Origin of the sequence: Pseudomonas orientalis, assembly GCF_022807995.1 — a bacterium.
Classification (GTDB): Bacteria; Pseudomonadota; Gammaproteobacteria; order Pseudomonadales; family Pseudomonadaceae; genus Aquipseudomonas; species Aquipseudomonas orientalis_B.
Map to the genome: position 1 here is coordinate 854,348 of NZ_CP094351.1, position 14,189 is coordinate 868,536.

At 60.8% G+C, this 14,189-nt stretch carries 13 protein-coding genes and 1 pseudogene; 9 read left to right on the plus strand and 5 right to left on the minus strand.

Annotated features, from left to right (window positions below):
- Nucleotides 1-72: 72 nt before the first annotated feature.
- The 3 genes from MRY17_RS03625 to MRY17_RS03635 form a co-directional block, all read right to left on the minus strand.
- Nucleotides 73-972 carry an acyltransferase gene (locus tag MRY17_RS03625; RefSeq protein WP_243353310.1) on the minus strand — a complete coding sequence of 300 codons (900 nt, stop codon included), beginning with the start codon at nucleotides 970-972 and terminating at the stop codon, nucleotides 73-75.
- Entirely contained in the window at nucleotides 973-3,072 is a 2,100-nt protein-coding gene (gene pta / locus MRY17_RS03630; protein ID WP_243353311.1) for a phosphate acetyltransferase, read from the minus strand.
- A gap of 79 nt (nucleotides 3,073-3,151) precedes the next feature.
- A complete protein-coding gene (locus tag MRY17_RS03635) occupies nucleotides 3,152-3,442 on the minus strand; it encodes a DUF3565 domain-containing protein (RefSeq protein WP_347710230.1) in 291 nt (96 codons plus the stop codon).
- Here MRY17_RS03635 and MRY17_RS03640 point away from each other — a divergent pair.
- A complete protein-coding gene (locus MRY17_RS03640) occupies nucleotides 3,441-3,926 on the plus strand; it encodes an FKBP-type peptidyl-prolyl cis-trans isomerase (RefSeq protein WP_003171645.1) in 486 nt (161 codons plus the stop codon). The two genes, MRY17_RS03635 and MRY17_RS03640, sit on opposite strands and share 2 nt — an antisense overlap.
- Nucleotides 3,927-4,201: 275 nt before the next feature.
- Here the strand turns inward: MRY17_RS03640 and rpsT are convergent, their stop codons facing one another.
- Nucleotides 4,202-4,480 carry a 30S ribosomal protein S20 gene (rpsT, locus tag MRY17_RS03645; RefSeq protein ID WP_003171647.1) on the minus strand — a complete coding sequence of 93 codons (279 nt, stop codon included), beginning with the start codon at nucleotides 4,478-4,480 and terminating at the stop codon, nucleotides 4,202-4,204.
- A 253-nt stretch (nucleotides 4,481-4,733) separates the two neighbouring features.
- On the opposite strand from rpsT, the gene murJ reads away from it, so the two are divergent.
- The 6 genes from murJ to ispH all read left to right on the plus strand — a co-directional run bounded on the left by murJ (nucleotide 4,734) and on the right by ispH (nucleotide 12,254).
- Nucleotides 4,734-6,272, plus strand: coding sequence for a murein biosynthesis integral membrane protein MurJ (gene murJ / locus MRY17_RS03650; protein WP_181282237.1), 1,539 nt, complete (start codon nucleotides 4,734-4,736; stop codon nucleotides 6,270-6,272).
- A 119-nt stretch (nucleotides 6,273-6,391) separates the two neighbouring features.
- Nucleotides 6,392-7,330, plus strand: a complete 939-nt coding sequence (gene ribF / locus MRY17_RS03655) for a bifunctional riboflavin kinase/FAD synthetase (protein ID WP_181282238.1) — start codon at nucleotides 6,392-6,394, stop codon at nucleotides 7,328-7,330.
- 14 nt (nucleotides 7,331-7,344) lie between these two features.
- Complete coding sequence (gene ileS / locus MRY17_RS03660) at nucleotides 7,345-10,176, plus strand: isoleucine--tRNA ligase (RefSeq protein WP_243353313.1); 2,832 nt, start codon at nucleotides 7,345-7,347, stop codon at nucleotides 10,174-10,176.
- Complete coding sequence (lspA, locus tag MRY17_RS03665; RefSeq protein ID WP_124422324.1) at nucleotides 10,169-10,681, plus strand: signal peptidase II; 513 nt, start codon at nucleotides 10,169-10,171, stop codon at nucleotides 10,679-10,681. The genes ileS and lspA overlap by 8 nt, the downstream gene beginning before the upstream one ends.
- Nucleotides 10,682-10,688: 7 nt before the next feature.
- The gene (locus MRY17_RS03670) at nucleotides 10,689-11,126 is read left to right on the plus strand and encodes an FKBP-type peptidyl-prolyl cis-trans isomerase (protein ID WP_243353911.1); all 438 of its coding nucleotides are present in this window, start codon (nucleotides 10,689-10,691) and stop codon (nucleotides 11,124-11,126) included.
- Nucleotides 11,127-11,306: 180 nt separating this feature from the next.
- Nucleotides 11,307-12,254, plus strand: a complete 948-nt coding sequence (gene ispH, locus MRY17_RS03675; RefSeq protein ID WP_057725850.1) for a 4-hydroxy-3-methylbut-2-enyl diphosphate reductase — start codon at nucleotides 11,307-11,309, stop codon at nucleotides 12,252-12,254.
- Here ispH and MRY17_RS03680 read toward each other — a convergent pair.
- A pseudogene (locus tag MRY17_RS03680) lies at nucleotides 12,208-12,784 on the minus strand (GspH/FimT family pseudopilin). The gene ispH and the pseudogene MRY17_RS03680 sit on opposite strands and share 47 nt — an antisense overlap.
- A 205-nt stretch (nucleotides 12,785-12,989) precedes the next feature.
- On the opposite strand from MRY17_RS03680, the gene pilV reads away from it, so the two are divergent.
- Together pilV and MRY17_RS03690 are read left to right on the plus strand one after the other, a co-directional pair.
- Nucleotides 12,990-13,475: a type IV pilus modification protein PilV gene (pilV, locus tag MRY17_RS03685; protein WP_181282243.1), complete on the plus strand. Its 486-nt coding sequence runs from the start codon at nucleotides 12,990-12,992 to the stop codon at nucleotides 13,473-13,475.
- The gene (locus MRY17_RS03690) at nucleotides 13,472-14,179 is read left to right on the plus strand and encodes a PilW family protein (RefSeq protein ID WP_191951685.1); all 708 of its coding nucleotides are present in this window, start codon (nucleotides 13,472-13,474) and stop codon (nucleotides 14,177-14,179) included. Before pilV ends, MRY17_RS03690 begins: the two co-directional genes overlap by 4 nt.
- Nucleotides 14,180-14,189: the final 10 nt, after the last annotated feature.

Sequence of the window (14,189 nt, forward strand, 5' to 3'; positions counted from 1 at the left end):
GCGGTGTGTCAGTCAAAAGATGCAGTGACTGACACTCAGCAATCGGGGGCAAGCCCCCTCCCACATTTTTGATCAGTTGCGGTCTGGGTAATCGGTGTGCAGCTTGTCTAGCAATGCATCCTTGTCTTCCCACAGCTGGTTGATCCAGCCCTGGAACGCCAACCGATACTCTCCATCCTGCTCGTAATTCCTGCCAATGAACCCGGCCGGAATCGGCACTTCTTCGAACTGCACCACCACGTCCTTCACATTCCCGCACAGTAAGTCCCAATACCCCGGACGCCCGGCTGGGTAGTGGATGGTCACATTCACCAGTGACTTCAATTGCTCACCCATGGCATCCAGCACAAATGCGATACCACCGGCCTTGGGCTTGAGCAGATAGCGAAACGGTGACTTCTGTTGCGCATGCTTGCCCGGGGTAAACCGCGTGCCCTCGGCAAAGTTGAAGATGCCCACCGGGTTGTCGCGAAACTTCGCACAGGTCTTGCGGGTGGTTTCCAGATCCTTGCCTTTCTTTTCCGGGTGTTTTTCCAGGTAAGCCTTGGTGTAGCGCTTCATGAACGGGAAGCCCAGGGCCCACCACGCGAGGCCAATCACCGGCACCCAGATCAGCTCCTGCTTGAGGAAGAACTTCAGCGGGCGAATCCGTCGATTGAGCACGTATTGCAGCACCATGATGTCGACCCAGCTCTGGTGGTTGCTGGTCACCAGGTACGAATGCTGGTAATCCAGGCCTTCCAGGCCGTTCAGGTGCCAGCGTGTGCGCCGCACCAGGTTCATCCAGCCCTTGTTGTTGGTGACCCAGGCTTCGTGGGTGTGATTCATCAACCATTCGCTGAAGCGCTTGGCGAAGGGCAGCGCCTTGAACAGTGCGACGATAAACAGGAACGAGCACAGCAGGATCGTGTTCAGTGCCAACAGCAGGGACGCGATCACCCCACGTACGGCGGCAGGTAGAAAATCCAGCATTTAGATATCCATAGGTCGGTTGGCGGCTTGGATCGCGGTCAGGGCGATGGTGTATACGATGTCGTCCACTTGGGCGCCACGTGGCAGGTCGTTGACCGGTTTGCGCAGGCCCTGGAGCATTGGCCCCAGGCTTACGCAATCGGCGCTGCGCTGCACCGCTTTGTAGGTGGTGTTGCCGGTGTTCAGGTCAGGGAACACGAAGACCGTGGCCTTGCCGGCGACCTGGCTGTTGGGCGCCAGTTGCCGGGCCACGCTTTCGTTGGCGGCGGCGTCGTATTGCAGCGGGCCGTCGATCAGCAGTGAGCTTTGCTGTTCGTGGGCGAGCAGGGTGGCTTCGCGGACTTTTTCCACTTCCTCGCCACTGGCCGAATCGCCGCTGGAATAGCTGATCATCGCCACGCGTGGAGTGATGCCGAACGCGGCCGCCGAGTCGGCGCTTTGCAGGGCAATTTCCGCCAGCTCCGCAGCGCTGGGGTGCGGGTTCATCACACAGTCGCCGTACACCAGCACCTGCTCGGGGAACAGCATGAAGAACACCGACGACACCAGGGTGCAGCCCGGCGCCGTCTTGATCAGCTGCAGGGCAGGGCGGATGGTATTGGCGGTGGAGTGGGTAACGCCGGAGACCAGTCCGTCCACTTCATCCAGGGCGAGCATCATGGTGGCGATCACCACGCTGTCTTCCAACTGCTGCTCGGCCATCGGTGCGTTCAGGCTCTTGCTCTTGCGCAGTGCCACCATCGGCTCGACGTAGCGCTGACGAATCAGGTCCGGGTCGAGAATCTCCAGGCCTTCGGGCAATTCGATGCCCTGGGCGCGAGCGACGGCTTCCACGTCCGCCGGCTTGGCCAGCAGCACGCAACGGGCGATGCCCCGCGCCTGGCAGATTGCAGCGGCCTGCACGGTCAGCGGCTCGCTGCCTTCGGGCAACACGATGCGCTTGTTGGCGGCCTGGGCGCGCTGGATCAACTGGTAGCGGAATACCGCCGGCGACAGGCGCATCTCCCGTGGCGTGCCGCAGCGTTGGTGCAGCCAGCGCGCATCGAGGTGGCCGGCGACGAAGTCGGTGATGATCTCCGCGCGTTCGCGGTCATCGATGGGGATTTCCTTGTTGAGGCTATTGAGCTGGTTGGCGGTGTCGTAGGAACCGGTGCTCACCGACAGTACCGGCAATCCGGCCTGGAACGCACCGCGGCACAACTCCATGATGCGCGGGTCGGGCAGGGTGTCGCTGGTCAGCAGCAGGCCGGCCAGCGGTACGCCGTTGATCGCGGCCAGGCTGACGGCGAGGATGATGTCGTCGCGGTCGCCGGGCGTCACCACCAGCACGCCGGGCTTGAGCAGTTCCACGGTGTTGCGCATGGTGCGCGCGCAGATGATGATCTTGGTCATGCGCCGGGTTTCGTAGTCGCCGGCATTGAGGATCTGCGCACCCATCAGGTCGGCCACGTCGCGGGTGCGCGGCGCGTTGAGTTCGGGCTGGTAGGGAATGCAGCCGAGCAGGCGGAAATCACCGCTGCGCAACAACGGCGAGTGCTCCTTGAGGCGCGCCGAGAAGGCCTCCATGCTTTCGTCGGTGCGCACCTTGTTGAGGATCACGCCGAGTACTTTCGGGTCTTTCGGGCCGCCGAACAGTTGAGCCTGCAGTTCCACTCGGCCGGACAGTTCGGTAAGCACTTCGTTTTCCGGGGCCGAGACCAGGATCACTTCCGCATCCAGGCTCTTGGCCAGGTGCAGGTTGACCCGGGCCGCATAACTGGCGCTGCGGGTCGGCACCATGCCTTCGACGATCAGCACGTCCTTGCCCACGGCGGCTTGCTGGTACAGCGTGATGATTTCTTCGAGCAGCTCATCCAATTGGCCGTCGCCGAGCATGCGCTCGACATGGGCCAGGCCCAGAGGTTGTGGCGGTTTCAGGCCGTGGGTACGCGCCACCAGTTCGGTCGAGCGCTCAGGGCCGGTATCGCCAGGGTGTGGCTGGGCAATCGGTTTGAAGAAACCAACCTTCAGCCCGGCGCGTTCCAGGGTACGCACCAGCCCAAGGCTGATGGAGGTCAGACCCACACCAAAATCGGTGGGCGCGATAAAAAAAGTCTGCATGCGGATTCTCTGGAGGTGCATGGCTGGGGTGGCGCTCTATGCGTGAGTGCCTACCGCGAATCAGGCGCCAAGGTTATCGTTATTCGTGTTGTTGCGCACACCAGCCGCACGCAAAGGGTTGGCCTATTTTTTCAACGCGTTGCGCGGGGTCGAGCACCCAGGCACGCGACTGCCAGGGCGGCTGGTTGCGCAGATGCTGGGTGTGGCCGCAGGACAGCTCGGCGACCCAGTGCAGGTCGTCGTCCTGGTGGAATCCGCTGATCGTCGAGACCGTTGGTCGGCCCCGTCTGTCCGGGTTCTGTTCGCTTTCGGGCAAATCCTTGTTTAGACTTGTCCGTTCTTCATTCTTATGCAAAAGGTCTCGCCCCATGACGATCGCCGCTAACAAGGCTGTCTCCATCGACTATACCCTGACCAACGACGCTGGTGAGGTCATCGACAGCTCAGCCGGCGGCGCGCCGCTGGTCTACCTGCAAGGCGCGGGTAACATCATCCCAGGCCTGGAAAAGGCGCTGGAAGGCAAGGCGGTTGGTGACGAACTGACCGTTGCCGTAGAACCTGAGGATGCCTACGGCGAATACTCCGCCGAACTGGTCAGCACCTTGAGCCGCAGCATGTTCGAAGGTGTTGATGAGCTGGAAGTGGGCATGCAGTTCCACGCTTCCGCGCCGGACGGCCAGATGCAGATCGTGACCATCCGCGACCTGGACGGCGACGACGTGACCGTCGACGGCAACCACCCTCTGGCGGGCCAGCGCCTGAACTTCCAGGTGAAGATCGTTGCCATCCGCGACGCTTCCCAGGAAGAAGTGGCCCACGGCCACGTCCACGGTGAAGGCGGTCATCACCATTGATTGTGGCTTGATCAATAGATAGCAAAAAACGCCCCGACTGGTTCGGGGCGTTTTTTTGTGCTTGAAAATATCTACCTGACACTCTTGGGGTCAATGTGGGAGGGGGCTTGCCCGCGATGACGGTGTGTCAGTCAGAATATCCGGTACTGATACACCGCTATCGGGGGGCAAGCCCCCTCCCACATATTCCAGAAAACAAAAATGCCCCGGACCTTTCGGTACGGGGCATTTCTTAACTGTTACGCAACCCGAGGTCACGCGGCAGTTGTTACCACTTAGGCTGCAGCAGCAACGTTCAGAGCCTTGATGTGGCCATTCAGGCGGCTCTTATGACGAGCGGCCTTGTTCTTGTGGATGATGCCTTTATCGGCCATACGGTCGATAACTGGCACGGCCAGAACGTAAGCAGCTTGGGCTTTTTCAGCGTCTTTGGTGTCGATGGCTTTAACTACATTCTTGATGTAGGTACGAACCATGGAACGCAGGCTGGCGTTGTGGCTGCGACGCTTCTCAGCCTGTTTTGCACGTTTTTTGGCGGAAGGTGTGTTGGCCACCGTCGAGCTCCTCGAAAGACTTTTTAGGAAATAGCAAACAAAATAGGCCGCGAATCATGCCGATGACTTGATGGGTTGTCAAGGGCGGCTGATGCGAACTGCTGAGTGGTCGATCTGAAGAGGCGGGTGATTTATTTCCGGCGCTTGACCTGTAAACTCGCCAGCTTTGGCTCTGTGCTGTTGCAGGCGCGCAGTATCGCATAAGTAGGCGCTTTGTTCGCCTGCTCTTTATCTATAGGCGCAAACTCTTTCAATGAATCTGCTCAAATCGTTGGCCGCCGTCAGCTCTATCACGATGATCTCCCGGGTTTTGGGGTTTGTGCGTGACACCCTGCTGGCGCGCATTTTTGGCGCCAGTATGGCCACGGATGCCTTCTTCATTGCCTTTAAACTGCCCAATCTGTTGCGCCGGATTTTCGCCGAAGGCGCGTTTTCACAGGCCTTCGTGCCGATCCTGGCCGAATACAAGACCCAGCAGGGAGAGGAGGCAACCCGGACCTTCATCGCCTATGTCTCGGGCCTTTTGACCCTGGTGTTGATGCTGGTGACCGTTCTGGGCATGCTCGCTGCGCCGTGGGTGATCTGGGCCACAGCCCCCGGTTTTGCCAATACACCGGAAAAGTTCGCGCTGACCACCGACCTGCTGCGTGTGACCTTTCCTTATATATTGCTGATCTCGCTGTCATCGCTCGCCGGGGCGATTCTCAATACCTGGAACCGTTTCTCGGTGCCGGCCTTCGTGCCGACGCTGCTTAACGTCAGCATGATTATCTTTGCGCTGTTTCTTACGCCGTACTTCGACCCACCGGTCATGGCCCTGGGGTGGGCCGTACTGGCTGGCGGTCTGGCCCAGTTGCTCTATCAACTGCCGCACTTGAAAAAGATCGGCATGCTTGTGCTGCCGCGTCTGAACCTCAAGGACACCGGCGTCTGGCGCGTGATGCGCAATATGTTGCCGGCGATCCTCGGTGTGTCGGTCAGTCAGATTTCCCTGATCATCAATACGGCATTCGCTTCGTTGCTGGTGTCCGGTTCGGTGTCGTGGATGTACTACGCCGATCGCCTGATGGAGTTGCCGTCCGGCGTGCTCGGGGTGGCCCTGGGCACCATTTTGCTGCCGACCCTGGCGCGCACCTATGCGAGCAAGGACCGCCAGGAATACTCACGCATTCTCGACTGGGGTCTGCGCCTGTGTTTCCTGCTGGTGTTGCCATGCTCCCTGGCCCTGGGAATCCTGGCTGAACCCTTGACGGTCTCGCTGTTTCAGTACGGGCAATTCGACGCGCACGACGCCTTGATGACCCAGCATGCGCTGGTGGCGTATTCCGTTGGCTTGCTCGGCATTATCGTGATCAAGGTGCTGGCGCCGGGCTTCTACGCCCAGCAAAACATCCGCACACCGGTAAAGATCGCGATTTTCACGTTGATCGTCACGCAACTGCTCAACCTGGTGTTTATCGGCCCGTTGGCCCATGCCGGCCTGGCGCTGGCGATCAGTGCCGGTGCCTGTATCAACGCCGGCCTGCTGTTCTATCAACTGCGCAAGCAGCAGATGTACCAACCGCAGCCCGGCTGGGGCGCGTTCACCCTCAAGTTGCTGGTGGCGGTTGCCGCGATGTCCGCCGTGTTGCTTGGCCTGATGCACGTCATGCCGGCCTGGGACCAGGGCCACATGCTGGAGCGCTTCATGCGTTTGGGCGTATTGGTAGTGGCAGGCGTGGTGGTGTACTTCGGGATGTTGCTGCTTCAGGGCTTCCGTCTGCGCGATTTCAATCGCAAGTCGCTGGGGTAGGGAGTTTGCCGCGATAAAACGGCTGTTTTATCGAATCGATCCATTTGGCCTGTGCTGTTGCCTGTCGTCCGGGGCCGGGTGTGGTTATAATCGACCACTTTATGAGCAAGAAGCGCGTTATGCAGCTGGTTCGAGGTCTCCACAACCTGCGCCCCGAGCACCGGGGCTGCGTCGCCACTATTGGCAACTTTGACGGTGTTCACCGTGGCCACCAGGCCATCCTGGCCAGGCTGCGCGAGCGTGCGGTCGAGTTGGGTGTGCCCAGCTGCGTGGTGATTTTCGAGCCACAGCCGCGGGAATATTTTACCCCCGAGACTGCGCCGGCCCGTCTTGCCCGCTTACGCGACAAGCTGCAACTGCTGGCTGAAGAAGGCGTGGACCGCGTCCTCTGCCTGGCCTTCAACCAGCGTTTGCAAAGCCTGAGCGCCGCAGAGTTCGTCGACCGTATCCTGGTCGATGGCCTGGGCGTTGAGCATTTGGAAGTCGGCGACGACTTCCGTTTTGGTTGCGACCGCGTCGGCGATTTCGATTTCCTGCAACAGGCCGGCATAAACCAGGGGTTTACCGTCGAAGCCGCGCAAACCGTCGAACTCGACGGCCTGCGCGTGAGCAGTACCCAGGTGCGTAACGCCCTGGCCGCCGCCGACTTCGCCTTGGCCGAGCGTTTGCTCGGTCGCCCGTTCCGCATTGCCGGTCGGGTCCTGCACGGCCAGAAGCTGGCACGCCAACTGGGCACGCCAACCGCCAACGTGCAACTCAAGCGCCGCCGTGTGCCGCTGACCGGGGTTTACCTGGTGAGCGTCGACATCGACGGCCAATCGTGGCCGGGAGTCGCCAACATAGGCGTCAGGCCCACGGTTGCAGGTGATGGCAAGGCCCACCTGGAAGTTCACCTTTTGGATTTTGCCGGTGACTTGTATGACCGGCGTTTAACCGTGGTTTTCCACCAGAAGCTGCGTGAAGAGCAGCGTTTCGCCTCCCTTGAGGCGTTGAAAACGGCGATCAATGCGGATGTCGCCGCCGCCCGTGCACTAGCCGCACCTAGCGCCCATCGCTAACCGAAGAGCCTTAAATGACCGACTATAAAGCCACGCTAAACCTTCCGGACACCGCCTTCCCAATGAAGGCCGGCCTGCCACAGCGCGAACCGCAGATCTTGCAGCGCTGGGACAGTATTGGCCTGTACGGAAAGTTGCGCGAAATTGGCAAGGATCGTCCGAAATTCGTCCTGCACGACGGCCCTCCTTATGCCAACGGCACGATTCATATCGGTCATGCGCTGAACAAGATTCTCAAGGACATGATCCTGCGTTCGAAGACCCTGTCGGGCTTCGACGCGCCGTATGTCCCGGGTTGGGACTGCCACGGCCTGCCGATCGAACACAAGGTCGAAGTGACCTACGGCAAGAACCTGGGCGCGGATAAAACCCGCGAACTGTGCCGTGCCTACGCCACCGAGCAGATCGAAGGGCAGAAGTCCGAATTCATCCGCCTGGGTGTGCTGGGCGAGTGGGACAACCCGTACAAGACCATGAGCTTCAAGAACGAGGCCGGTGAAATCCGCGCCTTGGCCGAAATCGTCAAGGGCGGTTTCGTGTTCAAGGGTCTCAAGCCCGTGAACTGGTGCTTCGACTGCGGTTCGGCCCTGGCCGAGGCGGAAGTCGAGTACGAAGACAAGAAGTCCTCGACCATCGACGTGGCCTTTCCGATCGCCGACGAGGCCCGGCTGGCCGAGGCCTTTGGCCTGGCATCGCTGGCCAAGCCGGCTGCCATCGTGATCTGGACCACGACACCTTGGACCATCCCGGCCAACCAGGCGCTGAACGTGCACCCAGAGTTCACCTACGCGCTGGTGGACGTGGGTGATCGCCTGCTGGTGCTGGCCGAAGAAATGGTCGCGTCGTGCCTGGCGCGCTACGAGCTGCAAGGTTCGGTGATCGCCACCACCACCGGCTCCGCGCTGGAGCTGATCAACTTCCGTCACCCGTTCTACGACCGCCTGTCGCCGGTGTACCTGGCTGACTACGTCGAACTGGGTTCGGGTACCGGCATCGTTCATTGCTCGCCCGCTTATGGCGTGGACGACTTTGTGATCTGCAAGCAGTACGGCCTGGTCAACGATGACATCATCAATCCGGTGCAGAGCAACGGTGTCTACGTGCCGTCGCTGGAGTTCTTCGGCGGCCAGTTCATCTTCAAGGCCGACCCTGCAATCATCGAAAAGCTGCGTGAAGTCGGTGCGCTGATGCAAACCGCCACCATCCAGCACAGCTACATGCACTGCTGGCGCCACAAGACCCCGTTGATCTACCGCGCCACCGCGCAGTGGTTTATCGGCATGGACAAAGAGCCGGCCAGCGGCGAAACCCTGCGCGTGCGCTCGCTCAAGGCCGTCGAAGGCACCAGGTTCGTCCCGGCCTGGGGCCAGGCGCGCCTGCACTCGATGATCGCCAACCGTCCGGACTGGTGCATCTCCCGCCAGCGTAACTGGGGCGTGCCGATCCCGTTTTTCCTGAACAAGGAAAGCGGCGAACTGCACCCGCGCACCGTCGAGTTGATGGAAGTCGTGGCCCAGCGCGTTGAACAGGAAGGTATCGAAGCCTGGTTCAAAATGGATGCCGCCGAACTGCTGGGTGATGAAGCGCCGCAGTACGACAAGATCAGCGACACCCTCGACGTGTGGTTCGACTCGGGCACCACCCACTGGCACGTGCTGCGCGGTTCGCACCCGATGGGCCACGAGACCGGCCCGCGTGCCGACCTCTACCTGGAAGGTTCGGACCAGCACCGTGGCTGGTTCCACTCGTCGCTGCTGACCGGTTGCGCCATCGATAACCACGCGCCGTACCGCGAGCTGCTGACCCACGGCTTCACCGTCGACGAAAACGGCCGCAAGATGTCGAAGTCGTTGAAGAACGTGATCGAGCCGAAAAAGATCAACGACACCCTGGGCGCCGACATCATGCGTCTGTGGGTCGCGTCGACCGATTACTCGGGCGAAATCGCCGTGTCCGACCAGATCCTGGCCCGCAGCGCCGATGCCTACCGTCGCATCCGTAATACCGCGCGCTTCCTGTTGTCGAACCTGACCGGTTTCAACCCGGCCACCGACATCCTGCCGGCCGAGGACATGCTCGCCCTCGACCGCTGGGCCGTGGACCGCGCCCTGTTGCTGCAGCGCGAGCTGCAGGAACACTACGGCGAGTACCGCTTCTGGAACGTCTACTCCAAGATCCACAACTTCTGCGTGCAGGAGCTCGGTGGCTTCTACCTCGACATCATCAAGGACCGCCAGTACACCACCGGCGCCAACAGCAAGGCGCGCCGCTCGGCGCAGACCGCGCTCTATCACATCAGCGAAGCGCTGGTGCGCTGGATCGCACCGATCCTGGCGTTCACCGCCGACGAGCTGTGGGAATACCTGCCGGGCGAGCGTAACGAGTCCGTCATGCTCAACACCTGGTACGAAGGCCTGACCGAACTGCCGGCCGACTTCGAACTGGGCCGCGAGTACTGGGAAGGCGTGATGGCCGTTAAGGTTGCGGTGAACAAGGAGCTGGAAGTGCAGCGCGCGGCCAAGGCCGTGGGTGGCAACCTGCAAGCCGAAGTCACCCTGTTTGCCGAGGAAGGCCTGACCGCCGACCTCGCCAAGCTGAGCAACGAATTGCGCTTTGTGTTGATCACCTCTACCGCCAGCCTGGCGCCATTCGCCCAGGCTCCGGCAGATGCCGTGGCTACCGAGGTACCGGGCCTGAAGCTCAAGGTGGTCAAGTCGGCCTTCCCTAAATGCGCCCGTTGCTGGCACTGCCGTGAAGATGTCGGCGTGAACCCCGAGCATCCGGAAATCTGCGGTCGTTGCGTGGATAACATCAGCGGTGCAGGCGAGGTCCGCCACTATGCCTAATGTAGCCAGTCGTTTCGGACGTCTGGGCTGGCTCGTACTGAGCGTGCTGGTGTTGGTCATCGACCAGGTCAGCAAGGCTCATTTCGAAGGCACCCTGGAAATGTTCCAGCAGATCGTGGTAATCCCGGATTACTTCAGCTGGACCCTGGCGTACAACACCGGTGCGGCCTTCAGCTTTCTCGCCGATGGCGGTGGCTGGCAGCGCTGGTTGTTCGCACTGATCGCCGTGGTGGTCAGTGCGGTGCTGGTGGTGTGGCTCAAGCGCCTGGGCAGGGATGACACTTGGCTGGCCATCGCGCTGGCCCTGGTGTTGGGCGGCGCGCTGGGCAACCTGTACGACCGCATTGCCCTGGGCCATGTGATCGATTTCATTCTGGTGCACTGGCAGAACCGCCATTATTTCCCGGCGTTCAACTTCGCCGACAGCGCCATCACCGTCGGTGCAATCATGCTGGCGCTGGACATGTTCAAGAGCAAGAAAACCGGAGAGACCGTCAATGACTGATCAGGTATTGGCTGAGCAACGCATCGGCCAGAACACGGAAGTCACCTTGCATTTTGCACTGCGCCTGGAGAATGGCGACACGGTCGACAGCACCTTCGACAAAACCCCGGCGACCTTCAAGGTCGGTGATGGCAATCTGTTGCCGGGTTTTGAAGCGGCTTTGTTCGGCTTCAAGGCTGGCGACAAGCGCAACCTGCAGATCCTGCCGGAAAATGCCTTCGGCCAACCCAACCCGCAAAACGTGCAGATCATCCCGCGTTCGCAGTTCGAAGGCATGGATCTGTCCGAAGGCCTGCTGGTGATCTTCAATGATGCGGCGAATACGGAATTGCCGGGCGTGGTCAAAGCCTTCGATGACACGCAAGTGACCATCGACTTCAACCACCCTTTGGCTGGCAAGACACTGACCTTCGACGTCGAGATCATCAACGTCAAGGCGCTGTAACTGACCCTGCAAGGTCTAAAATGTGGGAGGGGGCTTGCCCCCGATAGCGGTGTATCAGCTAAGTATGTGCAGATTGATATACCGTTATCGGGAGCGAGCCCCCTCCCACCTTTGATTTCCATTGTCGGTTGAGTCAGCGTTCTTATTGACTCAATGTGGCTGCAAGACACGAGGCACAGCATGCAAATCAAACTCGCCAACCCCCGTGGCTTCTGTGCCGGTGTGGACCGGGCGATCGAAATCGTCAACCGCGCCCTGGAAGTCTTCGGGCCGCCGATTTATGTGCGGCATGAAGTCGTCCACAACAAATTCGTTGTCGAGGATCTGCGTGCTCGCGGCGCCATCTTCGTCGAAGAACTCGACCAGGTGCCTGACGATGTGATCGTCATCTTCAGCGCCCACGGCGTGTCCCAGGCCGTACGCACCGAAGCGTCCGGCCGTGGTCTGAAAGTCTTCGATGCCACCTGCCCACTGGTGACCAAGGTGCACATCGAGGTGGCGCGCTACAGCCGTGATGGCCGTGAATGCATCCTGATCGGCCACGCCGGCCATCCGGAAGTAGAAGGCACCATGGGCCAGTACGATGCCAGCAATGGCGGCGCCATCTACCTGGTGGAGGACGAAAAAGACGTCGCCAACCTGCAAGTGCAGAACCCGGAACGCCTGGCCTTCGTGACCCAGACCACTTTGTCCATGGACGATACCAGTCGCGTTATCGATGCCTTGCGCACGCGCTTCCCGGCCATTGGCGGCCCACGCAAGGACGACATCTGCTACGCCACGCAAAACCGCCAGGACGCGGTCAAGCAACTGGCCGACGAGTGTGATGTGGTGCTGGTGGTCGGCAGCCCCAACAGCTCCAACTCCAACCGCTTGCGTGAGTTGGCCGAGCGTATGGCGACACCGGCGTACCTGATCGACGGTGCCGAGGATATGCAGCGCAGCTGGTTCGACGGTGTCGAGCGCATCGGCATCACGGCGGGCGCCTCGGCTCCGGAAGTTCTGGTGCGTGGCGTCATTCAGCAATTGCACGCCTGGGGCGCCACTGGCGCCGATGAATTGGCGGGGCGCGAAGAAAACATCACGTTTTCAATGCCCAAGGAGCTGCGGGTACGCTCGCTGCTCTGAGCCAGGTTCGCTCAGCCACGGCATAACGCCTGCTCGGTCTTGTCACTGCGCAGGCTGACACGCCCACTCGGCGCCAGCACTACCTGATACAGGCTTCGTGCCTGCGTCGTGTCGCACACATGCACGGTGCCGGCACGAAATCCGCCGCCTGCAAATACCGGCTCTCCCAATGCGCTGAAACGAACCTGGCTGCTGACCGGGCCATTACCTGCCACCGGTACGCGCCCGCTGTCCTGTCGCTCCAGTAGCACCGGATTGTCGTCATCCAGATGGCCGCGACCACTGATATCCAGGATCACCCGCCACCCTTGGCTCCAGTCCTGCTTCCGTGCATGGATGATCACTGCACGATTGCGTGCGATCGCCTCGCTGCGCGCATAGCGCAGCCCGTCGGCCAGTGCCTGGGCCATGCTTTGTCGCTGCTGCGATTCCAGCAAACCCTTGAAGCCGGGTATGGCCAACTGCGCCAGGAAGCCCGTCACGACCAGTCCCAGCAGTAATTCGATCAAGGTGAACCCTCGTTGTGTCATGTGCGCTCCTTCCGTGGATGCGGGTGATCTTCAAGTGACAGGCATAGGTATAGCGTTTGGTCCCTGATGCTGAATGATGGCCTTTACGTCCAATGTATTTCCCTTTGTTCCGGCAGCGGCCGCGGCTAAAAACCGGCGCTAGTCTTGGGGCGTACAGCAGGGTTCTGCTGTTTTTCTAAAGCCTTCGACATGGATGACGACGGTAATGCCTTTCTGCCGAAATAGATTATTTCTACGCGCGGTTCATCGACCTCAATCCGGCATGACGCTAATCGAGGTGCTGGTGGCGCTGCTGGTCCTGGCTCTGGGGCTGCTGGGGGCCGCGGCTATACAGCTCAACGCGCTCAAATACACTGACAGCGCACGGATGACCAGCCAGGCCAGTTTCATTGCCTACGACATGCTCGACCGAATTCGCGCCAATGCCGGTGTCGATTACGCCTGGGCGCAAGCCGAGCGCGCGCCGCCCGGCACCTCGACCGCCAGCGTGCGTGACCTGGACTTGCATGATTTCGAAACCAATATCCTGGGTTTTGCCGGCAAGGACGCCAAAGGCGCTGTGACGGTCAGCGGCAACGCAGTCACCATCAGCATCAGTTGGGATGATGCCAGGGCGGCGGGCAGCCTGGGTACGCGGCAAATCTTCACCCTGACCAGTCGTATCGCCAATGACCAAGGCAGATCGCAATGAACCGTCCTGCACGTGGTTTTGGGCTGGTGGAGCTGCTGCTGGCGTTGGCCGTCGGTCTGGTGCTGATCCTTGGCGCGAGCCAGGTGCTGATCAGTGCGCGGTTGACTCAGGCCAGCCAGCAAGCCGCGATGGTGCTGCAGGATGATGCGCGATTCGTCCTGAGCAAGCTGGTCCAGGATATTCGCCAGGCAGGCATGCTGGGGTGTCTGGCCCCAGCCTTTATCGACAATGCCCCGGCGGCCTTTGATCGGCCGATTGGCTGGGACATGTCGGCAAGCGCTATGTCACTGACACTGGTGACCGCCAATGCCGGCGACGGTGCCGGCAAGCCGGACTGGACGGTGGTGTCCGACTGCAAGGACAAGGCACAGGCTTACGCCGGCACGCCGCCTGTGATCGCGCCGGGCCAGATTCGGTTTGCCATACGTGAGCTCACCTACACCCATGAGGCGGGGCAGTTGAAGATCAGTACCCCATCGGCACCGGCCAAGGCAGTGCTGATAGATAACGTGCGGGCCTTCGAGATCAGTTTCGGGGTGGCGGCCAGGCCTGAATCGACGGACGTGGTGCGTTACGACAGCCACCCTGCCGACGTAGCGTTGATACGCAGTGTGCGCATCCGCATGACCCTGCAGGACCCGACCGGGCGAGTGAAGGATCAGGCCTATAGCGTCGTGGCGGCGCTGCGCAACCGGCTGGAGTAGGACGATGCCC